Origin of the sequence: Sporosarcina aquimarina (assembly GCF_019748715.1) — a bacterium.
Lineage (GTDB): Bacteria > Bacillota > Bacilli > Bacillales_A > Planococcaceae > Sporosarcina > Sporosarcina newyorkensis.
Genome location: NZ_JACLBZ010000025.1, coordinates 52,867 through 76,971, shown reverse-complemented (window position 1 = coordinate 76,971; position 24,105 = coordinate 52,867). Strand labels below are relative to the sequence as shown.

The 24,105-nt window shown below is 43.1% G+C and carries 21 protein-coding genes; 3 read left to right on the top strand and 18 right to left on the bottom strand.

The window, feature by feature from the left end; translation table 11 throughout:
* Positions 1–322 precede the first annotated feature (322 nt).
* Positions 323–2,029 carry a sigma-54 interaction domain-containing protein gene (locus tag H7J92_RS12400; protein WP_221837242.1) on the top strand — a complete coding sequence of 569 codons (1,707 nt, stop codon included), beginning with the start codon at positions 323–325 and terminating at the stop codon, positions 2,027–2,029.
* A gap of 229 nt (positions 2,030–2,258) precedes the next feature.
* Here H7J92_RS12400 and H7J92_RS12395 read toward each other — a convergent pair whose 3' ends face one another.
* A complete protein-coding gene (locus tag H7J92_RS12395) occupies positions 2,259–2,894 on the bottom strand; it encodes a hypothetical protein (RefSeq protein WP_078817531.1) in 636 nt (211 codons plus the stop codon).
* Positions 2,895–3,265: 371 nt separating this feature from the next.
* Entirely contained in the window at positions 3,266–4,312 is a 1,047-nt protein-coding gene (locus H7J92_RS12390; protein ID WP_221837240.1) for a helix-turn-helix domain-containing protein, read from the bottom strand.
* Positions 4,313–4,479: 167 nt separating this feature from the next.
* Here H7J92_RS12390 and H7J92_RS12385 point away from each other — a divergent pair, with 167 nt between their 5' ends.
* Positions 4,480–5,613 (top strand): class II histone deacetylase, encoded by a 1,134-nt coding sequence (locus H7J92_RS12385; protein ID WP_221837237.1) that lies wholly within the window; start codon positions 4,480–4,482, stop codon positions 5,611–5,613.
* Positions 5,614–6,016: 403 nt separating this feature from the next.
* Positions 6,017–6,430 (top strand): DUF1284 domain-containing protein, encoded by a 414-nt coding sequence (locus H7J92_RS12380; RefSeq protein ID WP_221837234.1) that lies wholly within the window; start codon positions 6,017–6,019, stop codon positions 6,428–6,430.
* 323 nt (positions 6,431–6,753) lie between these two features.
* On the opposite strand, the gene H7J92_RS12375 is transcribed toward H7J92_RS12380, so the two are convergent.
* The 16 genes from H7J92_RS12375 to H7J92_RS12300 all read right to left on the bottom strand — a co-directional run bounded on the left by H7J92_RS12375 (position 6,754) and on the right by H7J92_RS12300 (position 23,992).
* The gene (locus tag H7J92_RS12375; RefSeq protein WP_221837231.1) at positions 6,754–7,800 is read right to left on the bottom strand and encodes a 2-keto-3-deoxygluconate permease; all 1,047 of its coding nucleotides are present in this window, start codon (positions 7,798–7,800) and stop codon (positions 6,754–6,756) included.
* Positions 7,801–7,855: 55 nt separating this feature from the next.
* Complete coding sequence (locus H7J92_RS12370) at positions 7,856–9,013, bottom strand: UxaA family hydrolase (RefSeq protein WP_221837229.1); 1,158 nt, start codon at positions 9,011–9,013, stop codon at positions 7,856–7,858.
* Between the two features lie 33 nt (positions 9,014–9,046).
* Positions 9,047–9,361 carry a UxaA family hydrolase gene (locus tag H7J92_RS12365; RefSeq protein WP_221837226.1) on the bottom strand — a complete coding sequence of 105 codons (315 nt, stop codon included), beginning with the start codon at positions 9,359–9,361 and terminating at the stop codon, positions 9,047–9,049.
* Between the two features lie 18 nt (positions 9,362–9,379).
* Positions 9,380–10,498, bottom strand: coding sequence for a UxaA family hydrolase (locus tag H7J92_RS12360; RefSeq protein WP_221837223.1), 1,119 nt, complete (start codon positions 10,496–10,498; stop codon positions 9,380–9,382).
* Between the two features lie 121 nt (positions 10,499–10,619).
* Entirely contained in the window at positions 10,620–11,570 is a 951-nt protein-coding gene (locus H7J92_RS12355) for a U32 family peptidase (RefSeq protein ID WP_221837276.1), read from the bottom strand.
* Between the two features lie 39 nt (positions 11,571–11,609).
* A complete protein-coding gene (gucD, locus tag H7J92_RS12350; RefSeq protein ID WP_221837220.1) occupies positions 11,610–13,076 on the bottom strand; it encodes an alpha-ketoglutaric semialdehyde dehydrogenase GucD in 1,467 nt (488 codons plus the stop codon).
* Positions 13,077–13,103: 27 nt separating this feature from the next.
* Positions 13,104–13,889, bottom strand: coding sequence for an IclR family transcriptional regulator (locus tag H7J92_RS12345; RefSeq protein ID WP_221837217.1), 786 nt, complete (start codon positions 13,887–13,889; stop codon positions 13,104–13,106).
* 216 nt (positions 13,890–14,105) lie between these two features.
* Positions 14,106–15,116 (bottom strand): ureidoglycolate dehydrogenase, encoded by a 1,011-nt coding sequence (gene allD, locus H7J92_RS12340; protein WP_221837214.1) that lies wholly within the window; start codon positions 15,114–15,116, stop codon positions 14,106–14,108.
* A gap of 66 nt (positions 15,117–15,182) precedes the next feature.
* Positions 15,183–16,142, bottom strand: coding sequence for a C-terminal binding protein (locus H7J92_RS12335; protein WP_343228091.1), 960 nt, complete (start codon positions 16,140–16,142; stop codon positions 15,183–15,185).
* A gap of 61 nt (positions 16,143–16,203) precedes the next feature.
* Positions 16,204–17,112: a dihydrodipicolinate synthase family protein gene (locus tag H7J92_RS12330; protein ID WP_221837208.1), complete on the bottom strand. Its 909-nt coding sequence runs from the start codon at positions 17,110–17,112 to the stop codon at positions 16,204–16,206.
* A gap of 132 nt (positions 17,113–17,244) precedes the next feature.
* Complete coding sequence (locus H7J92_RS12325) at positions 17,245–18,114, bottom strand: fumarylacetoacetate hydrolase family protein (RefSeq protein ID WP_221837205.1); 870 nt, start codon at positions 18,112–18,114, stop codon at positions 17,245–17,247.
* On the bottom strand, positions 18,101–18,889 hold the full coding sequence (locus H7J92_RS12320; RefSeq protein ID WP_221837203.1) for an IclR family transcriptional regulator: 789 nt from the start codon (positions 18,887–18,889) through the stop codon (positions 18,101–18,103). Before H7J92_RS12320 ends, H7J92_RS12325 begins: the two co-directional genes overlap by 14 nt.
* A gap of 30 nt (positions 18,890–18,919) precedes the next feature.
* Positions 18,920–21,073, bottom strand: coding sequence for a dihydroxy-acid dehydratase domain-containing protein (locus H7J92_RS12315; RefSeq protein ID WP_246602880.1), 2,154 nt, complete (start codon positions 21,071–21,073; stop codon positions 18,920–18,922).
* A gap of 21 nt (positions 21,074–21,094) precedes the next feature.
* Positions 21,095–22,366, bottom strand: a complete 1,272-nt coding sequence (locus H7J92_RS12310; RefSeq protein ID WP_221837274.1) for a TRAP transporter large permease — start codon at positions 22,364–22,366, stop codon at positions 21,095–21,097.
* Positions 22,367–22,376: 10 nt separating this feature from the next.
* Complete coding sequence (locus H7J92_RS12305; RefSeq protein WP_221837200.1) at positions 22,377–22,889, bottom strand: TRAP transporter small permease; 513 nt, start codon at positions 22,887–22,889, stop codon at positions 22,377–22,379.
* 47 nt (positions 22,890–22,936) lie between these two features.
* Complete coding sequence (locus tag H7J92_RS12300; protein WP_246602876.1) at positions 22,937–23,992, bottom strand: TRAP transporter substrate-binding protein; 1,056 nt, start codon at positions 23,990–23,992, stop codon at positions 22,937–22,939.
* Between the last annotated feature and the right edge of the window lie 113 nt (positions 23,993–24,105).

The following is a 24,105-nucleotide window of genomic DNA, read 5'->3' as shown; positions in this document are numbered from 1 at the left end:
TCACATTTATATATTGCAAGTACCGTGCCAACTTCTAAAATATCAAAAATAACTTTTTAATATTTAATCAAAAGCTGATTGTATCAAGGTTTAAATCTAGTAAAACAGGATAAATCCTTCACTATGACCATCAGTCACTTTCAATTCTCACCTGCAGATATATTTTCTCTTTGCACCTGCTTTTCCCCCTAGTATTTTCTTGAGAATCCACTATTAAAGGCACTTTCTAGATATGCAGATATATTTTGCATGCAGATGCAGACTTTTCAGATATTTCTGTGATACAATAAAAATTGTTCACACAAAGGAGGGTTTGTTTTATATGTTTGCTAAAACAATAGGTTCATTGGTACGAAGTTTTGTTGATGGAGTTATTGTTCTTGATCATACGAACAATATTTTATGGTTCGATTTACAAGAGAATCTAACCTTTCCAATAGATCTCACTACCGATATTAAAAAGTTATTTAGACGGAATGATTTACGATTTATTGATAAGGAAGAATTCTATACAGAACTTCAGGGGCAGCCAATCCAAGTCTCTGTTAAGCAAATTGCGGAGCCTGAACAGTTGATTGTGTTATGTATTAAAGAATTTGCTTTCCAATTGGATAATAATGAAGCACGTCTGTATTGTTTGGAAAAAGTAATTGAAACAATCGATGAAGGAGTGATGATGAGTAATGGAGATGGTGAAATTACTCTTTATAACAAAGCGCAAGAAAAAATGGAAGATTTACAAGCACAGGAGATAATAGGAAAGCCTTTATGGGATGCCTATAACTATAATCCTCAATTCTCTGAGCACCGCCACGTATTCGATACAGGTAAACCTATATTTTCTCGTTATCGCGCACACTCGAAAGTAGGGGGTGTCCCAAAATACGTTAGCTATAGTACATATCCCATAAAAAAAGATGGGGATACCATTGGTGTTTTTTCTATCAGTACAAATGAATCGAAATTAAAGGATCAACTGTATCAAACGATTGAACTGAAGCGAAGTGTTAGCCAGCAACTGGAAGAAAAGACTTTCGCGAACAATGGAACGGTTTTCACTTTTGAAGATATTAAAGGAAAAAGTACTGTATTGAAGGAATTATTGAGAGAAGCGCAAGCTGTGTCCGTTCATAATACAGACACGCTTATCGTAGGTGAAACGGGGACCGGAAAAGAGCTGTTTGCACAAAGCATGCATAATCATAGCCCTCGCAGGGACAAACCCTTTGTCGCTGTTAACTGTGCTGCTATCCCAGAAAACTTATTGGAAAGTACATTATTCGGCACTGTCAAAGGAGCATTCACAGGCGCAACAGATCAAGTAGGATTATTTGAATACGCGGAGGATGGAACATTATTCATGGATGAAATCAACTCCATGCCAATGACATTGCAATCAAAACTTATGCGCGTGTTACAAGAACGGTTGGTACGAAGGGTAGGATCTAATGACGTAAAGCCCGTTCGTTGCACTGTTATTAGTGCGTCTAATGAAGATCCGGAAAAGATGATAGAAGAAGACCGAATGCGACTTGACTTATTTTATCGTATCGCGAATACCAGTCTCTTCATACCGCCTTTGCGTGATCGGCCAGAAGATATCTTATTTTTCATTCATTATTTCTTTGACACTTTCCAATCCAAAATGGGTATAAATGCTCCGCCAATCTCACCCATTTTACGAGAAGCATTACTTCGCTATCCATGGCCGGGCAACATTAGAGAGTTAGAGCATTTAATTCAAAATATCGTCATTCGAGTTACAGATGACTCAAAAGCTATCGAGATCCATCATCTGCCGTCCTATATACGTGGTAAGATTTTAGTTGAACAAAAGGCGCTTGAAGGAGAAAACGAATCAAAAGCAAGCCGTCCAATTAAAAATGCACTGAATCAATCAAAAAAACAATTTATACAGTCTGCCCTCGAACAAACTGAATGGAATGTTTCAGCGGCTGCCCGTAAACTGGGTATTACTCGTCAAAGCCTGCAATATCATATTAAGAAACACCAATTAGAGAAACCATAAATAATCGTACTCAGACTCATTACCCCTCACTAAGGATTATAACAAAAAGAAATTACAGCCAAAACGTTAGCTTCAACGCTTTTTTATTAGGATAATTTCTAAATATGCCTGTTCGTGAAACAACCATGAACGTTTAAACAAACGCATTAGTTTCTTGCACAGGCACATATCATACTATTTCGACAGAAGCAGTCAAGATGAATTCTTTAGATTGGTATAAAAATTGCACTTATTTTTTTGGAAACAATGTATAGGACCACGAGTAAATAAAATCAACAATGAACGCAATACCCCAGATAACCCCAATTCCATACAGCATATCATTTGGATAAGGTGAATGTTGTGCATCCCCTACCTCCACCCAAGAGAGATCCATTAAGTACCCTTTCATTTCATCAAAACTATTCGTGCCCATAGACCAGAATATAGACTGTCCAATAATGAAGATGCCTAAATGAATGAGCGATGTAATCCGATATTTCTTCGCTAAATATTTAGGATTTTTATTTCGTTTCATGATCCTGTAGTCTTTTTCTGTCAACAGTTCAACGCCACGAAGCTTTCCGACAGTTTTCCTCATCCATCGATCCAAACGGATAAAATCCGCTATTCCAAACGTGAAGGCGTATGCAAGGAATACCATGATGACGATCAAAAATGTCGAAATTTCACCTGTATGAAAATATACATACAATCCAAGCAAAGCCTCGATAAGCAATAACGCAATGAAGGAAATAATAAAGATTATACTGAATTTGTGTTTGCTGAAAAAATAGCGAAATAGACCAAATAACAACAACGAGATTACAGATACTATCTCAATTGCAATAAACACTTGCCAATGATATGTAAGGATGAAGTCCATATGAATTTCCCCTGCCTTTCTTTAAAAATTAAATACATAGTGGTGGCTTTCCATATAACGTTACTTCTGACTATAATAGCATATTAGAGATTTTAAAAAATATGTCTGTACAAAATAAAAGCAAATGCTTTATCTTGCAAAGTTCCCTATCATCACCTCCTCTTAAATTCAACTTGAGGCGCATACCTCAAGCTCTCATCATATACAAAACTACAACTTGTTAAATAAAGAGCGCTCCTATCATCATCGATTTCATTTCCAATGATGATAGGAGCGCTTAAATCTTGATGCAACGACTATGTCTTTGACCTCTGAAAAGGAAAGTGACTCCTCTTGAATTTAAACAGGCAATTTTCAAGCCTTTATGCATTTCAATCCACTATACCCTCCAATTTATATATCAGGCTCGTTCTATTCGTAACATTGTACTTTGTATACATATTTCTCAGATGCTTTTTCACTGTGTTTATCGTAATCCATAATTGTTTAGCAATCTGTTCATTTGTATATCCTTTTAAAACTAGATGATAAATTTCCAATTCCCTATTTGATAATTCTTTTTTGAAATGAGCAGCAGATACCTCTTCTTCATCCCCCTGGTCATTCAAATAAATCGTATATGCGCACGACAATGTACTTTCTTTTTCTTGGACCATCACTTTTATTTTCCTATTGTTAATATGGAAGTAATACGGACTTTCGCTTTCATTTAAACCGTCAGGAATCCTTGGATGAATTGAATTATAAAAGAATTCTTCAACTGTCGAAGTTGGGTCTATATCCTTAATAATATATTGTGCAACTTTATTATAAAATGAAATGCCCTGATCATGGCTAGCCTGAATGATACCGAGTTTATAATCTTTTTCCTTATTTATATAGAGACTTTTTGCTTCTATTTCCTTCGTCATCATTATATTCTTCACTAAATACTGTAGATGTATGGACAAGGTTTGCAGTATTTCCTTATCTTTTTGCGTGAACGGCATTTCCCCTTTGAATCTAATAAAACCGATACCACCATAGATAAATGTGCCATTGACAAAATAGACTACCATCTGATCAATGATTCTATGCGTCTTGATAAATTGATAATACATAGACTTCGCGAGGTCAGTTGGAATAGTTATCTCTTCCATCCGATACACCGTTTCTTTGTTACTTGTCAGCTTTGATACCAGTTTTTTGGGGTGCATTACATCATTCGCATTGTGGACTTCTTTATAATCTAAAATTAATTGGTCATCAAAGTTGAAAAACTCTAAATTATACATATTTCCTGCCGTATCGGCACGCCATAGCAGCGAATGATTAAACTGAAACATACTAGAAAGCAGAGCTTGAATTTTATGAGAGTCACAAAGAGAACTATTAATAAATTGTAAAATATTTTGATACTCCTTTGTTGAGAAATTCATAGCAATTCCTCCATATCTCTATGTTTTTCGTAGCCGATACTTCAATAAATATTTTGTTTCAACAGATTTAATGGCGAAGTTATCCTTTAGTGTAATTTACACTTGTCCGAAAATTTGAAATACTAGTTCCAGTACTAATATTATTCAAAATACAAGGGGGAAGTCAAATGAAAAAAACAGGATTTATTTATGATGAGAGTTATTTTTGGCATGATAACGGTTCTGGAGCTTTGCACTTAGCATCAGGAGGATGGGTTCAGAGTCACACATACGGGGAAGATCCAGAAACGAAGAGACGGTTTAAAAATCTAATGGATATTAGCGGATTGACTCCTCAACTGAAATCCATTGCCCCGCGTTCGGCCACCAGAGATGACATTGAGCTATTTCATCTGCCTAGTTATGTAGATAAAGTGAAACAGTTAAGTGCTGCAAACGGTGGGGATGCAGGACAAATCGCTATTGTGGGTAGAGGTTCATATGAAATCGCCCTATTATCGGCAGGCGGCGCAATGACTGCAGTGGATGCTGTTATGGACGGTGACGTTCAAAATGTGTATGCTTTGACAAGACCTCCAGGTCACCATGCAGAAGCACAAGAAGGTATGGGATTCTGCTTGTTCAATAATGTAGCCATCGCTGCGAAACATGCTAAGAAAAAATATAATTTGGAGCGAATATTGGTACTTGATTGGGATGTACACCATGGGAATGGCACAGAGCAAGCGTTTTATGATGATGAAAGTACGTTATTTATATCCATCCACCAAGATCGCTTGTTTCCCGCTGAAAGAGGTTATGTAGAACATTGCGGGCAAGGTAAAGGCGAAGGATATAATGTGAATATTCCATTACCAGCCGGTACGGGAAATGCAGGATATATGCATGCATTTGAGAAAATTGTTGGACCTATTGTAGACCAATTTAAACCAGAATTAATTATAGTATCTGCAGGACAAGACCCTAGCTTCTTTGACCCACTAGCTAGAATGATGGTAACCGCTAACGGATTTTATAGATTTGCAGAGTTCATGAAAAAGTTGGCAGAGAAACATTGTGATGGTCGCTTAGTGCTATGTCATGAAGGTGGCTACAGTGCAGCATACGTTCCATTTTGCTCATTAGCCATCGTGGAAGCGATGAGCGAAATAAAAACTGAAGTTGATGATCCATTCATGGAAGGCTTTGGTGTTCCGGTGGAAACATTGTTTCCACACGAAGAACAGGCAGTTCAGGCAGTGATCGATCAACAATCGAAGTATTGGAACTTTAGTGCTGAGAAGGTAGGTAACAGTTTATAAGTGATAATACCGAAAAACAAAACATTTTTGTATAACATTATATAGCGACAAAAGCCTTCTGATCATACTGATTAGGAGGCTATTTGTTATGCTTTTAAATAATCTTAATCTATATATTGTACTTAATTGTTTGCGGAATACACTTCATTTTACCAACCGATATCCTCAACTTATACTTCCAATCTAAAGGAAAATTTTAATTGCGCTCAAAGAAGCTGGTGCTCTTCACGAAATTGAAAAAAACTCGTTATCAAAGTCAATAATTTATCGCACCTCGCAAAATACTACTACCTATAAGATGAACAATACCCACCTCTGTAGATTTCATTCTTTCCTTAGATATGCTTAAATAATTATACAGTTACAAAAGGATGGACACTTTCACACAAAGAGGCGATATCAAATGATAAAATTACGCGGCCATCATATTTTTTGTTTATTGGGCTATCGCGGGATGGGCTACTCGGAAGAATACGCGGAAAATATGACGAAGATCCAGATCACCTTACGTACCCAGCCCGACACATTGATCCAAATTATCAAAGGTCCCGACCATTTATGTGCTAAGTTTCCTGAAGGACAGCCCTATCATTGCGAGGACAAAGGAATTTACGTGAGAGATTCAGAAATCTTAAAACGGCTCGGACTGACATTCAGTGATGTGCTGCCTTGGCGGGAAGTGGAGCGGCGTATTCGTGTGGAGATTCTGCCGTCCGATATCGCTACTATTTGCGAAACTTGCTCTTGGCGTTCACTTGGGTATTGTGAGGAAGGTGTCGAGCGGGTGATAGAATCCAAGGGGTTATGGGAAGTTTGAGAAAATGCAGTTAGGCATAACCTCCACTTCTCTGTATAGTCATGTTAGTAGTTTACTAGTGAAATTTGCCTGAACCTCGAAACAATACCGAATCCAATGAGAATCCGATGCTTCCTACAAAGAAAACTCTTCATGAGGCAGTTGCTCATGAAGAGTTCCCAGAGATTATTCATGACAAAACAAACTCGAAGCAAAACCCAAAATCGGCCCCGTAACTTTCCCTTGCGCATCTGCACTGTGCGCAAAAGTGCTTGTTTTTAATTAAGTCTAGATTATTTGAAGTGAATACAGTTCCCTTAAGTTCGTAAAAATCTTACTTTTCTTCATGCCTTCCCTTCGGCCGTTACTGTGGAATGTTTATTCTCTTTTGGGCTCTTTTCGAATTCATTCACGTTCTCTTCATCCGGCAGTTTTCCGGATTCATCCCCATGCTTGGTGACTTTGACCAATACAGCCAGCACAACCGGTATGAGGATTGCCGTTGTAACAGCAGAAGCCGCCACTTGAACAGTAGCCAGCGGCGCTACGCTTGCAAATGAGGCATTTGCTGCTGCGATGACGCCGGGCACCATGACCGCGTTCCCCGCAGTAGTACCTTCCGCAGCCCCTACAATCGGATTCCAGCCTAATGCTTTAAATACAAGAAAAGCAGCCCCTCCTGTGAATACGACCGTTGCGACTCCAAGCAAAATCCCACTCGCACCGCCCTGTACGACATCAGTTAAATTGATGCTCATACCCAAAGCAAATGACAGGAAAGGAATGATGATATCGGCTCCATTCACCAACATATCCCTTAATTCCATATCCGTATTACCAATGATGATTCCGATCACCAGCGGAAGTAAGACAGTTATGAAAGCAGTCGCAGAAAACATTCCTTCAACGAAGCCCATTGCCCCAAAGATTGTTAACGCAACCATTGTCAGAAGCGGACCGTCATTCAGTACGAGAACTGAATAAGCGGCTTTGTCTTCTTTGTTTCCATATTGGGAAGCCACTGCCATGTAGACAATTCCGTTACTGTTTGACATGGCCGCCATCACTGCAAGAGGGGCCAAGCCCAGCCAAAGTCCATTAGGTCCGGCCAGGAAGAACGCCAAGAATGTAAAGATCCCGGCAACAAACCATTTTAGTCCAAGGAGTGTAGCACCCTTTGCCACACTCACACCAAAACTCTTAACGTTCAATTGCGCACCCGCCGTCAATAGGTAGAGCGCCGCTAAAACCGGGACGGAATCCACGAATAATGCTTGTGTAAACCCTCCGATCCTAAGCAGGTCGGGGAAAAAGGTATTGATCACAGCTGCCAGTAGAAGAGGTACGACCATCATGCCTCCAGGAATTCTCTCTAAGTTCTTTTTAATCATCTTTCTTGCCTCCTCTGTTGCATGAAATGCAAATGTCTGTCATCTAATGGGGCGATTATATGCTCTCTGCCAATCTCCAAATAGCAAATTCTTGATTCAGCTGATTTTCCGCTGCAGTCTTTTCGCCATTTGAAACATCAATTACTTTATCAAAAATTTCTTTTCCGATATCTTTTATGCTCTTGTTCTCATCTATGATTTTTCCAGCATTGATATCAATATGTTCTGACATGATTTCATAGACTTTCGGATTGGTGCCAATCTTGATGACCGGAACAATCGGTGAACCTGTCGGCGAACCTTTTCCAGTGGAAAACAGCACGATTTGAGCCCCGCCGGCTGCCAGGCCACATACAGACTCCACATCATATCCAGGCGTATCCATGAAGACAAAGCCTTTCTCTGATGGCATTTCCGAATAGGAGATCACTTCTCTCAGTGGAGTGCTGCCTCCTTTTTTGATGCAGCCGAGCGACTTTTCCTCCAGAGTGGTCAGGCCGCCAGCCATGTTGCCGGGCGTCGGGTTTGCAGAGCGGATATCTTCTCCGGTTTCTTTTATGCGCCGGTCGTAGTTTCTGACAATAGTCAGGAACTCTCTTCCCACTTCATGATTGATGGCATTGCTCGCTAAAATATGTTCCGCTCCTATCGCTTCCGTAGTTTCCGCCAAGACGCTCGTTCCGCCTTCATGGACAATCATATCGGAGAATGCCCCGATGGAAGGATTGGCTGTGATGCCGGACCATGCATCCGATCCGCCACACTCCAATCCGACGATCAGCTCGGTAATGTCACATTGCTCACGCGTTTCTTTTTTGCTGTTTTCCAAAGCGGCCGACAGCCATGACTTCCCTTCTTTCACCATTTCCTGAATTGTCAGATTACAATTCAGGCAGATGGTCCGGACAGGTTTGCCTTTTTCTATTAAAGCCGCTTCGATTTCTTGCGCTATTCGGTCATCCTCCATGCCGATCACCAGGGCGGCACTTACATTCGAATGGCCGGCTGTTCCGACTAACGTCCGAAGTGTTTGTACATAGTCTTCAGGGAATTGAGATTCGCCCCCATGATGTATGACCGGGATTACTCCGGGGACGAGACCCGCAACTTTCCTGGTCAACGCACTAAGATTTCCAACTGTATTGATAACAATCACATGGTTTCTGATACCGATACTTCCGTCAGGTCTGCGATAACCGTAGAATTTCGTCATGATTGATTCCTCCGTATAAAGCAAGATGCTTTTCTAGGTTTTCATCATATGATGGATGATGTCTGCCCTCTCATTTTCATTGAGACCGCGCACATTGTGTACGTGAACATGGGCAGCCAACGGTATCTCTTCTGTCGCCTTCCCCATGCACTCTCCATATTTCGTGATTTCTTCATTTTCTTTAATAGCTTGAATCGATATTTTGTGACCGTATGAGATTTCTTCTGTGGCGATCAGGTCTTCGCCGAAATTGCTGATCAACACCGTCTCGCCTTTCCCGATATATTGTAAGGCGACAGCGACATTGTCTTTTGGATGCAGTCTCAAAGCATTGTAACTGACTTCCATACTAATCTCTCTCCTTCATTAAAACGTCGTACCTATATGTGGAATTGCGAATTCCCCCAATTCATATGCTTCGAGGGCCGTCAGTTCTCCTGAGCTGACTTGGATCAATTTCTCCAACAGGGCTGCAATTTGTTGCTCCTTATCATCATTTCCGATATAAATGTCGACATAGTCACGCGGACTTTGACTATCATCTTGCGGGGCAATACTAATGCAGGGAATGACATTGGAAGTCACCAAGACCCCGTCGGCAGAGACGATCAGTGCAACATTGCATCCAACCGAAGCGAAATTGGAAAGCGATTCGACGATGTTTTCCGAGGACTTCAAGAGATACAAACCTTTGCCGCCCGGTTTTTCATTGATATCCAATAGCCCTTCCAGACGGTGTGAACCTAATAACCGGGCTTCCTCTGCTGCAAGGCTTCTCTCCTCTGCGGAGAATGACCGAAGAGCATAGTCCTTATCACTTTCCCACCGACGGCGATTCAGCCCTTTGCTCAATGTCCTCAATTCAACCTTGGCACGCATGTCTTCGGCTTTTTCAGCCAAATAGTCACCGCCTGGTTCGAGCGTTCTGGTCAAACTTGAAACAACTGTCGAGTCATTCTTCAGGAGTGTGTCGATTAAAGCGCTTACAACCGGAGTAATCGCCTTCAATTTCTGTTCGTCAATATCTATCGTGATGATTCCGACCGTCAGTTTGGAGATCGGCAGTTCCATCCTTTTCTCTTCCGTGATTTCCTTAGACCATTCACCTGCGATTGCAACACCCTTGGCAGCCGTATTGGTGCCGCCGGCCATTTGCTGAATGCTAAACCCTTCGATAGGCTTCGATTTATCTATAGTTGCCAATAAACCGGAAACTTGATTGGTTTCGCAGCCGAGGCCTATTAACAGATTGCTGTAGAAGTTCGGATTTTCGGCAACTCCCGATAACATGCTTTTGGTGACGTTAAAATCATCGCCTAATTGCGCACAGCCATTCGAGTGGATAATTGACACGGCACCGTCGACTTTACTCGCAATATCATTCGTTACAGTGCTTGAGCAGATGACGGAACTGATAATGCCTATATGGTTTCTCGTTCCTGCTGAACCGTCTTTTCTCAGATAACCTTTAAAAGTATAAGACATAACTACCTTCACCTTTCTTCCCAGAGATAAGAAGGAATTGTAGATGATCCCCGTAAAACAGCTGCCGGGATCATCTACCACACTAGTTAATCCTGTATATTTCCCGTAAATACTTTCGGTTTTATTTAGGCACGCCCATCTTATTCGTTTTGGCTATCCCGAGACCCTCGGCCCCTAATTCTGATGTTTTCGCTTCCGGATAATAACGCTCGATCATCTGGATGCCGATGGAAGCTCTACGGACACGTTCTTTGACCAATGAATTGTTCAAGTTCTCGAATTGCTGGCCGGAAGGGTAGACATCCGGATGGTTGCGAAGACCGAATTTGATATAAACCGGCGCCAGGACACGAATGATTTCCGGAATCTCGTAATAGCGGAGAAAGCCTCCCATATTATCCGGCGCTTCGATGTACAAATCGATCGGAATGTCGATTGCCTGGCGAATGGATGCGAGTTTGGAAAGAGTCAAGGCAGTTGGTACATTATACGTGTCTGCTCCAATATCCTGCATCAGTTTTACGGATACGGGATTGGCCGAGCCGATTTGGACAGAAGCTTTTACGACAAAATCTTCCGGCAGCTGCCCTGCTTTTTTCATTTCTTTCGTCAAGAGCAACAGACCTTCATCCGCCACCAATGCGCCGCGCAGCCCGAGGTCGGCTCCCCGCTTGAGGTCTTCCATCGCGTAGACCAGCTGATCTGCGCCTTCATGCCGGTTTCCGATTGCTTTTCCTCCTGAAGTGAAAGGCTGCGCACTGATGTCCCATGTGCCGCGCGGACCTACGAACAGGCTGAGCTCGATGCCCCGTTCAGCAGTCAGTTCACACATTTCCTTGATTTCCTCATCTGTCTGCAGCATGATGCCGCTTCCTTGAGAAATTCTATGGACTGTGATTCCAAGACGGTCAAGTTCTGCCAGCGTCTCTTTAAGAGCTGCAGGGCCTTCAGTACTGGGAAGTTCAATCCGATATTGTGCCCCGTCCGGGAACCGCTTCGTGGACGTCGGTAATTCTTTTGAGTCAGTGGATGGATACCCCAGACTTTCCAATAGCTTTCGGGATTGATTCATCATAGTAGATACCTACTTTCATATATAGATTGGGATTCTTTATCCTTTTACGAACACCGTCTTGATCTCTGTGTAAAATTCCTGAGCCGCTTCGCCTTGTTCACGGGATCCGTACCCCGAGCTTTTCATTCCACCGAATGGAGCCTGAAGTTCCACGCCAGCACTTTCAGCATTGATGCGCACCAATCCGGCTTCGATTTCATCTATAAACTCCATAAGTGAGCCGATATTGGATGTGAAGATGGAAGCGCTGAGTCCGAATTTTGTATTATTCGCGATTTCGATTGCCTCTTCTAGGTCGTTTGCCTCAAGAAGAGCGATTACCGGGCCAAAAATTTCTTCTTGAGCGATTCTCATATCGGCTTTGACATTGTCGAAAATCGCAGGTGTCAGATAGAAGCCGTCCTGGAACTCTTCTCCATCAAGCACTTCACCGCCGGCAATCAGTTTGGCACCTTCTGTTTTACCAATCTCGATATAGTCTTTTACTGTATCGAATTGGCTCTGGCTGGCACACGGACCCATCCAGATACCGTCATTCAAACCATTACCCACTGTGATTTTCTTCGTTTCCGTAAGCAGCTTCTGCTTGAACTCTTCATAGACAGCGCTGTCTACGATGACTTTGCTGGTAGCCGTACACTTTTGTCCTGTAGAGCGAAAAGCTCCGCTGATCACTGCTTCCACCGCATTATCGAGATCTGCGTCTTTCATGACAATGACAGGGTTTTTGCCGCCCATTTCGATTTGATATTTCACACCGCTTTCCGTGGCTCCTTTAGCGACCGACTTTCCTACATTTTCGGAGCCTGTGAACGTGATTGCGTTTAATGACGGGTGTTCGATAAGGCCTTGTCCAATTACCGAACCGGAACCTACGATAAAGTTCAGAACACCTTTAGGCAGACCCGCTTTTTCGAAACACTCGATAATTTTCGCTGCTGTCACAGAAGCTTCCGTTGCCGGTTTGAACACAACTGTGTTTCCGTAAACGAGCGCAGGCGCAAGTTTCCAAATTGGAATAGCGATGGGGAAGTTCCATGGAGTGATGATTCCGACTGTTCCTACAGGGACACGTTTTGTAAACATGAGCGCGTCTTTATCAGAAGCTGGGATCACATCTCCGTTCTTTCTCATACCTTCTCCTGCGTAGTATCTCAAGATTGCAACACCACGGGCTGCTTCGCCTTTTGCCTCCGGAAGCGTTTTTCCCATCTCCCTTGTAGCAGTCTGCGCGATATCATCAATATTTGCCTCGAGGATATCGGCCACTTTGAACAGGAGCTGACCTCTCGCGTGCTGACCTAGTTTTCTCCATGCGCTTTTGGCAGCGTCTGCTGCTTGGAAAGCCTTGTTCAGGTCTTCCTGTGTCGACTTCTGCACATATCCTACGACCTCGTTTTTATTCATAGGGCTTACGCTCTCCAGCAGCTCATTGGACTGCGATGAGACCCATTCATTATTAATAAAGTTCTTGTAAGTTGTAATGTTGTTTTTAGTAACCATTTTTGTTCCTCCTATATAAATTTAGTATTAAAGAGATGCCATGTCCTCTGCAACTTCCTGGTAGCCGGCTAACTTCGACAATTTGGCTGCAAGCTTGATGATCTCTTCTCTTGCATCCATGTATTTATCTTCCCAGCTGTTCGTCGGCATCGTAAAACTGATACCCGCGATGATTTGCTTTTCGAAATTATAAATAGGTGCCGCAACGCAGTGAAAGCCCAGAGCGGATTCTTGATTTTCGACGGCATAACCTTTAATTTTCGCCTCTCTCACTTTGCTGCAAAGTTCCTCTATAGTAGAAGTTGTATATTCAGTCTTCTTCTCCCAATGTTTTTCAGGGAAAAGATTATCAATTTCTTCTTCGGTATGATGGATTAATTGAACTTTGCCTATGGCGGAAGCGTAAGCCGGAAAACGCATGCCGGGCTCTGTTACTAAATGGACCCTGGTCTTTGCTTCCACCTTCCCTAAATACACAACGTCATTTCCTTCAAGCGTGCCCAGTTGAATATGTTCTTTGATCTTGGAAACAGCATCTTCGGCTTCTCTATAGAAACTTTGGATTAAATTGAACTGACTTAAGTACATCGAATTAAATGTCCCGACAGTCGGACCAAGGTTATAACTGTCTTTCGCGGTCTTGACGATCCAACCCAGCGTTTCCAGCGTGTTCAGCAATGAAAATAGTGAACTCTTATTTATTTCCAGTTTCTTGGATAAGTCGATCAAACGCAATTCATTGGGATGCTGACTGATTTCCTTCAATACTCGATCTGCTCTTTCTATAGCAGGCACCCAATACTTCTCACTCAACTCTCTAACCCCCTTGGTTTACTGTATTAAACCAGGTTCACTTTACAAAACCTTAAAACAAGCTTATCATATATAAACAATAGTCGCAATACTTTAAAAATCATTAAATTCTAAATACTTTTTTTTAGCTGTTTACTTTTTATCAGCAAATGATCTACTATTTTCAACGTGACTTTACTGATCAAACTTTTATAATGACCGTATAAGGGCACTATCTTATTTTCCCCGCAGGAAATCATACATATCCTTTTCTATTTCAACGCCTTCTTCATTCGACCTCATTTCATTTTCAAACGACCTCTCTCCGGGCACATACACCTTTGAGTGTCCTGGGGCAGGTTCACATGCATGCAGTTCGTCGACAAACTGCTTCATTCTCTCTAAGAAAAATTCTTTTCCGATGAAGAATTCCGGATTGATGGCAAGGAAAAACTGACCCAATCCTCTTTTTTCACTTAAATCGCCGTACATCGGCCTAATATGCTTCCCGAAATCCGCACCTGCCAGAATACCGGAAAGAACATCCACGACGATCGCCAGTCCGTAGCCTTTTGCTCCACCCATTGGCAGCAGGGCTTTCACCTCGGCCGGATCATCCGTAGGAATGCCGTTTTCATCGAGGCCCCAATCCAAAGGAATCTTATTACCTCTTTCTTTTTCAATCATGACTTTGCCGAATGCCACATTGCTCGTTGACATGTCCAGAACAATCGGTCTGTCGTCATGCGGAATACCGACTGCTATAGGATTAGCCCCCAAAAATGCCGATTTAGCTCCGTAAGGCGCAACAAGAGCATCGGCTTGGGCAAAGGTCATGCCGACCACCCCTTCTCTGGCCGCCTGATCCGCATAGAATCCTAATGCCCCCGAATGACTGGAGTTAGAAGCGACGGCCACCCCGATGCCTTTATTCTTAGAGATGGATATCGCTTCATCCATGGCCACTTTCGCGACGACATGGCCTAATGCATTGTCTCCGTCCACTTTCGCTATGACATCATTCACTGCTTCTACCGTAATGTCTGCATCCTTGTTGATTCCGCCTTGCTGTATGCGCTGGATGTAATGCTGCAGCCGCATGATTCCGTGCGATTTCACGCCGCGTTTATCGGCAAAGGCCAGCACGTCCGCCACAATATCCGCATGCTGTTGCGATATACTGTTTTCTTTCAAGCGGTCCGATATAAGCTGCCGCAACTGTTTCACTTCAATTTTTACAGTCTCCATAAAAGCACCCCTTGCCATAAATAAAAGAGATATCTATATTAAATAAATATCTCTCCTTTTATTGAACTACACAATTTGATAACTCGGCACTAATCCCTGCAATACTTCCACCACATTTTTGGCAGTTTTTGTCCGCAGCTCCTCCACAGCCTCCACCGAGTAAAAAGCACTGTGCGGCGTAATATAGACATTTGGGAATTCCAATAATTCATGGCCTTTAAGGATAGGTTCGTGCTCCACGACATCCAGTGCCGCCCCTGCGATCTTGCCGCTGCGTAAGCCTTCGATCAACGCTTCCGTCTCAACAATCGGACCTCTGGCGGTGTTCAGTATAAAAACGCCGTCCTTTAAATCATTGATATTCTCGCGGTTAATCAAATGGCGCGTTTCCTTTATCAGCGGAACGTGCAGGGAAATAAAATCGGATTTCTTCAGCGCTTCGTCCAAGTCTACTTTCTTGACGTTGTACTTCGCCATTTCTTCAGCCGATACGAACGGATCGTACCCCACCAGAGTAAAACCGAGCGGCTGAACTTTTTCGATGACGCGCCTCGGGATTTTTCCGAAACCGATCACGGCAAATAACCGTTCCTTGAATCGGTAAACCGGCGGGCTTATTCTAAAATCCCAAACCCCGCTCTTCACGGCATTATTCAATTCCACGATTTTCCTGGACCACGCCATCAAGAGAGCCAATGCATGATTGGACACCTCTTCAATCCCGTAATCCGGCACATTGCATACCGCAATTCCCTTCTGCTTCGCCACATCCAGGTCAATTGTATCTACGCCTACTCCGTATCTGGAAATGACTTTGCAATTTTCCAATTCATTTAATACGGCGGCGTTCAACGGCGCATATTGATTAATGATAGCGTCTGCATCTTTTGCCGCTTCGATCACTTCCTGCTCCGTCCGGCACTGGGCTTTCACGAAATGAATGTCCAGGCCGCTGTCTGCAAAGACTTGTTCTTCATAATCCAATTCAGTAAATTCATAGTCAGTTATGACAACTTTAAAAACCACAACGCCTTCCCCCTCCTTGGTGCATGCGAGCAATATATATTGGCGTACATCAGCGGATACCCTATTCAACAATTGCAGACTGCCGGGCATACTCCGAAATAATTTCTTTAATATTATCCGACAAATAAGCCTTACTGTTTATGAACGGCTTGCGATAACCAACCGGCTGATCTGCAAACCAACGTTCATGGACGGCCTTTTTCATTGTCAGGTAGAAAGACGGATGCAAACCATAAATATCCATCAACTCACATAGTATTACGTGATATTTTTTCATTTCCGTAAAGTCTTCCTCTTGTATCGCTTCATAGAGTCTCAATGAAACTTCCGGCAGAAATACAGAAGATCCGTTGATGCTTCCCGCAGCCCCCAATAACTGCGCGTCCAGTAAGTGTTCATCAAAAGCGCTGTAGACGTGGAAATTATCCACTTTCCTGGCCACTTCCTCGATCACATTCCGTATGCGGGTCATACTTCCAACGGTCTCTTTAATCCCCCGAATATTATGTAAATTATCTGCGAGCTGCTTGACTATTTTCACCGGGATTTCTTGACCGGTCAGCTGCGGAATATTATACAAATACAAATCGATGGACAATGAGCCGGCCAAGTCATGGAAGTATGTGTACATCTGCTCATCAGACATATTCCAGTAATACGGGTTGACTGCAAGTACACCCTCAGCCCCCAGCTCTTGAGCATATTGGGATAATTCGATCGTTTCTTCTAAGACAGTTCCGCCTGTTCCGACAAGGACCGGGATGCGGTTGTCTATATACGGAATAATTTCTTTCAGATATTGCTTTTTCTCTTCTAAAGAAAAGTGCGGGAATTCACCTGAGCTACCTAAGACTACGATACCGTGCACACCGTGACCGATTAAATTGTCTATCATCTCTTTATTTTTCCCGATTGCGATCCGGCCGTCTTTGTCGAGCAACGTCACAACGGGAGGTATAATCCCTTTCATCTGACTTACCGCCTTTCTGCTTATGCATATAAACTGCTTGCAGCTTCCTTAGTTCAACAAATGTCCTACATATAGTGTGGGTCATATAAGTGCCGTTTTGGGTAGAAGCTACCGATCAATCTAGATTAAACTTTATGGAGCACTGACGTCATTTCGCAATATACCAATTTTCGTACTGGAAATTTCAATCGTATCACCGGCCTGCAAAGTGAAATCATTTGGCGGCACAATACAAGTTCCTGTCATGAGAGCGGTGCCCTCCAGAATGTCATTGTCATAGACCAAGTAATGCACTAACTCGTCCAGCTTTCGCTTTAACTGATTGACGTAAGCCGTCCCCTCGAACTTCAGCTGGCCATCCCGGTAGATCTTGCACGTGATATCGATCGAGTATGGGTCTTCGACAGCTTCAGGCATTAAGATTGCCGGACCGATTGAACCCGAGTTTTTCCATACTTTCGCCTGAGGCAAATAGAGCGGATTTTCTCCTTCAATATCGCGACAGCTCATATCGTTGCCGAGTGTATAGCCGATTATATCCTCTTTCTTTCCTACAATCAGAGTCAGTTCAGGCTCAGGTATCTGCCAATTTGAATCGGTTCTGATGCAGACATCCTCATTCGGACCGATTATTCTCCGTGCGGTAGACTTAAAGAATATTTCGGGACGCTCCGCATCATATACCAGATCATAGAATGTAAGATCCTGTTCGGCATCTTTCTTTGTCTCGAAATTCCTTGCCTCTCTGCTCTTTTGGTAAGTTACGCCCGCTGCCCATACTTCGTCCGGCAAAATTGGCAGGTTAAGTTCCAGGTCTTCAAACTTTAACTCACTCTTCTGAAGCTGCTCTTTTTCAATATATTCTTTCGCCGTAAGATTCGACTCTTTTAATCCATAATAGAATTCCGTGTAGTCCTCCTCTTTAATTACATATATTTCTTCTTGCAATGTAACTAATGCTGAATGGATCTCTCCGTCTTGGCGGAACTTAATGTATCTCATTATAGTTCTCCTTTACATTTAGATTTGCACCCAATTCCTGCGAAATTTTGTCTACACATAATTTTAGTAGTTTTAGATACTCGGACTCTTTTTCCTCTGTGAAATTGCTCTTTGGCGATGATACACTTACCGCAGCGACTACCTTATTCCTATGATCGTAGATGGGCATGGCAAAACAGATGATTCCATATTCATTTTCTTCGTCATCCACTGCGTAGCCGTTCTTTCTGACGTTCGCAAGTTCTGCCATATAATCGTTATGGTTTTGTATGGAATTTACGGTAGCCTGCGCGAATTCATAGTCATTTAATATTTCCGTCAAACTCGCTTCCGGTAAATATGCAGCCAGCACCTTCCCCACTGCGCTGCAATGCAACGGTACTTTCTTACCGACCCTGGAATAGATCACCAATGTGTTGTGACCATTGATTTTGTCGATATATATTGCCTCGTGCTCCAATCGCGTCACTAAGTGGACTGTCTCATTCGTCGCTTTGTTCAACGTCTGCAGGTGACTTGATGCAGCGGTCTTTAAGTCCAGTTGACTGAGCAATAAATTGCCGCGCTCATATAACTTCCAACCCAATGAATAATCAGCAGTATCTGCATTCTGTGTGATATAGCCAAATTCTTTTAACGTTTTCAGCAGAGCATGGACCGTACTCTTGTTGAGTTCCAATTTCGCGCTGATTTCTTTAATGCTAAGTTCTTTATTCATTTCATCAAATACTTCCAAAATCTTAATTGCCCTTACTACAGATTGAACAAGCCCCATACCAATCACCTTCTCATTGCTTATTAGCAATTATTGCACGTAAGCTTCATCCGCTTCCTCATAAACTTGGATCGGGACAACCCCTTTTGAAGCGTCTGTGTGTCCTACCATACGATTGACTGCAGCCACTAACTTCTGACGCTGTTTCATCTTCGTTAATCGCTCTTCGAATAATTGCTTTCGAGTCTCATTATCTTTGATTTTCTCTTCATATACAACTTGGCCGTTCAGTTCTTTCACCAAGTCAATATAGTGTTTGCGCAATTGCAGATGCAATATGTCACCGGTTTGCAGATAGCCGATCCCTCCGCCATCCATCGCTTCCGGCGTCATATGCCCAATTGCCGCACCGTATGTGACTCCCGAATAGCGTCCATCGCTAATGACGGTACAGATCCTCTTCAAAGTGCGGTTTGCATTGATATGCTGCATCGGTGTAAACATTTCAGGCATCCCGAATGCCAATGGTCCCTGTCCGGAGATCACAAGTGCAAGTTTTAATATGCCTCTTTTCGTCATCTCCCCAAATAGCGCATTATAGTCAAGATCTTTCAACTCTTCATATTCATCGGGCGTATTATATTTCACTAAGGCTGTTAGCATTTCATAGCTGAACAGTTTATTCGCCATCATGTTATCAATTAATTTGGAATCCAAAAGACTTTGGTTTGCCTGGTCCTCATTATCAAAATACAATACGAAAGCCATCTTATCGTCGAACTGATCCAATTGAGGTGTCGGCATGCCGCTGATCTTTACAACGGCACTTTCAAAGAAATTGCCGCGGAGTACATCCACCCCGCTGAACGGTCTTCTTGGATTGCTCACGATCACTTGATTTTCCGTGACATTGTCTGCCGGCAGGCTCTCACTGTACGTCATTCTTTCTCTCCATGACGAGCCCGTCACGGTCAGAGAATCCTGGTCCATCGTCACGTCGTTCTGCATCAGTTCATAAAACAATGTCTCCATGCCCCGACTCGTGTCATCGCAGCACTGCATTGCCAATGAGAAGATATCCCGGCCCTCTGTCAGAGAATAATTGAAGAGGTCAGGTATCGGTTGTTCTTTCAAGATTTTTTCAACGTCGAAAAGTGTGAAATCATAGCCTGCATAAATCATTGCTGCCACCATATGCATCATTAAGTTGGTAGAACCTCCGGAAGCACTGTGGATGCGGACTGCGTTCCTAATATTGGAATGCACCAATCGGGATACGCCATATTCTGGTTTATTGATCATGACAGCCAACGCATCAATTGCCTCATTGACCTGCTGTTGATTCGGTGGTTGTGTCAAGAGCTCAAGGGCCGGATGCACAAGTCCGAGACCCGCGACCAGATGCCGGGAACTGTTTCCTGTTCCATTGAATGCACAGACTCCTCCTTGGGTGTCACAAGTAGCCGCTGCCAATTTGATTTCGAAGTATTTATGTTCTTCTTCGGTGATAATCCCTCTCTCCACCGCCCTCTCAAATACTCCTTGGAAAGAAGTATTGGATGAACATTGAAGAATATAATTCATCGTGTCCCTTAAGTCTTCTGCAATTTCCACTTGGTCCATTTCAATCGCCTTGTCATAAACAGCGTTCAACTTTACTACTACATCTTCAGGGATGGTGCCGCCTTGCAGGACATGAGCCGGAGCAAATGTCGCAAAAAACGGCTGATCCCCTCTGAATTGTCTGAGCCGGTCCAAATGAGCGAGTCCGCTTACGACACCCAACGGCTGTTTATCGCACCCTTGGATGACGAATGCCCCGTGATAACTGTGCGCCTCCAACTGATTTACAATCATCTGCGCCACAGCATTCCTACTTTGCAGGGAATAGCTCATTCCTTGATTGGATTGGGCGGTGCCATCGCACATGACAGGAGTTGAAAAATAGAAAGGTACACCACCGTTTTGCCAGATCCTGACCGCCGCGCGTGAAGAAGTCATATAATCCATAATATGCGCCGGATGATCCTCAGAACCGCCTATGATTGCAATCCGTGGCGCATCTTGTTCTAATCTGAGTACGATATTCTCTAGCGTCCAGTCCGGCGTCCCGCCTTCATACAGCGGACCGAGTATCTTCTTTGCATTATCAAGAAGTCCTGCCACAGTAATAGGTTCATTCGCTTTTCCTTGCACATTTTCTTTATAAGGGTTTATTCTGCTGCGCATATGGGGAAATAACATATTAATCACTCCAATTAAAGATTAATCCAAAAACACTAACGATAAGCCAGGGATAAATGAAACGATTAACAGAACAAAGATCATTGCTAAAATGAATGGAATGATCGCTTTGGATAAAGATTCCATACTGACCCCTGAAATACTGGAACCGACGAATAAGTTGACTCCGACCGGCGGGGTGATAAATCCAATTGCCAATGTGATGATCATGATGATACCGAAGTGTACCGGATCAAAACCTACTGCCGTTCCGATCGGCAGCAAGATGGGTGTCAGAATAATAATTGCAGCAATGGTATCCATGAAACATCCGACGATCAGCAGCAGCCCAATGATCAGTAAAATGATTACAAATGGCTCTGAAGAAAGCGAAAGCATATAGTTCGCAATTTTTATCGGAACTTGCTCCATTGCCAGTAGCTTCCCGAACCCTGTGGCACTGCCGACAATAATCAAGATGGTTGCAGTCATCAGCGAAGAATCGATGAAGATACTGGAAATATCTTTGAACTTCAATTCTCGGTATACGAACGCACCAATGACAAATCCGACGAAAACCGCAATGGCCGCAGCCTCTGTCGGCGTGAAAATCCCGCCATAGATTCCGCCTAAGATAATGACCGGAATCAATAATGACCATTTCGCCAACCAGACTTGTCTCACAATTCTTTTGAAAGAGATCTTTTCCGTGCTGCCTTTGTATCCGGCTTTTTTCGAGTAATAGTAGGCATAGGCCATCAATCCAAAACCTACCAATATTCCCGGAATAATACCCGCCATGAACATATCGCCTATGGAGACACTTCCGGATACACCGTACATGACCATCGGGATGGAAGGCGGAATGATGACACCAATTGAACCGGCCGACGCAACGACCGCTGTCGAAAATTTAATATCATACCCTTTTTTCACCATAGCCGGAATCATCAGGCTGCCGACTGCCGCTACAGTCGCGGGCCCGGATCCTGAAATAGCAGCGAAAAACATACATGTAACAATAGCTGTCAATGCCAAGCCGCCCGTGACAGATCCCACTAATGCTTCTGCAACTGCGATTAGTCGGATGGAAATACCGCCCTTCCCCATTATTTCACCTGCTAAGATGAAGAATGGGATGGCTAACAACGGGAAAGAGTTTGTGGAAGTAGTTAATTCTTTAATGATGAACTCTACTGGAATCGATCCGTCAATGAGAAGGGCAATGACCGCTGACAGGCCTAGGGCAATTCCAATGGGTACGGTAAGTATCAATAAAATGGCAAAAGATACAAAGATTAAGACGCCCATTATATCTCCCTCCTTATAATCTTGGTATATCGTTATCGATTACTTCTTCATCGGCTCGATACGTCTTCGTTTCTATATATATCCTCTGGATCAAACGAAAAGAGGTTAAGAGCATCCCGACAGGCATCCCCAAATACATGATTGACATGGAGATCCGGATAGAAGGAGCCACCTGTCCTGTATCTTTGATGACCTGGTATATAGAAAAGCCATAGTAGACTGCAAATAGGGCAAAGAATAAAAACAAAAGGTACGCAATCATGTTAATTACATACTTTCCGCGCCGTTTAAATACCGACAACAATGCTTCCACCCGAATATGCTTTGCTTTTTTCACTCCATAGCTAATCCCTATGTAAATTAGCCAGACGAAACAAAATCTGGCTAATTCTTCAGACCATGTGAGTGAGCTCTCAACTACATATCTCATAAAGACTTGCAAGACAATTACCACAGTCATAATCAATAGCAATATGAACAAAATCACTCGCTCTAAATTATGATCGATCCATCTCAAGACTGGCATTTGATCGCCCCTCTCACCTGCATTCTTATTGTTAAAGAGTTTTGATTTTATTCCGCACCCTTGATTGCGTCCAAATACTGATCAACGAACTCCTCACCGATGCTTCCCTTATGTTTTTCGATGACAGGCTGTACAGCTTCTTTAAATTTCTCCAACTCAGAGTCGCTGACTTTGTTGTATTGCATTTGCTCTTTCAATTCATCAAGTGCCGATTTTGCCGTTTCACGTGAAAGTTGGCGGTTGTGCTCCCCGGCTTCCAGTGCTGCGCTCTCTACGATTTTTTGTTCTTCTTCCGTCAAGCCGTCCCAAGTCTTTTGGCTGATCAAGAAGATAAACGGAGAATAAATATGGTTGGTTTCCGTTAAGTACTTTTGAACTTCAGGATACTTCTCCAATAGAATGGTTGGGTAAGGGTTTTCCTGGCCGTCTACTGTCTTTTGCTGCATAGCTGTGAACAATTCCGTAAATGCCATAGGTGTCGGGTTTGCTCCCATTGCCTTCCAAGCGCCTAAATGGATATCATTTTCCATTGTACGGACCTTTAATCCTTGCAGATCATCAATCTTCTCAACAGCGCGCTTACTGTTTGTCAGCTGACGGAATCCGTTTTCCCACCAAGCCAATTGCTTAACGCCTTGTTCACTAGCTTTTTCTGCTAAAGCATCTCCAACTTCACCTTGCAATACTTTATCGACAATGTCCGTGTTCGTCAGTGTGAAAGGCAAGTCAAACACGCCGTATTCCGGGACGAATGAAGTGAATGGTGCCGTGGAAGGAATCGTAATTTCCAACGTACCGAACTGCAACATTTCAATCGCTGAACGGTCATCCGCAATTTGACCGGAATGATAGATCTCCACGTTCAATGTATCTGTTTTTTCCTCTACCAGTTCTTTAAACTTTTCTGAACTTTTATACAGAGGCGTTTTGTCGTTCAGACCAAGGCTAATTCTCAACTTTTTCGTCTCCCCGTTATCGGTTGCCGCATCAGCACTTGCCACATCTGTATTACCCTCGGCCGTGTCGCTCTTTCCATTACCGCAAGCCGCCACGAATACGCTTAAAAGCAGCAATGCAAATATTAATAGTAGATTTTTCTTCAATATAAACTCCCCCTCGTTTTGCATTAATGAACGGCATTTTGTATTAACACCGAAAAGCGAACGCTTTCACAGTTGCAACTTACTTCTTTATCGACGATTTGATAAGTGACTGT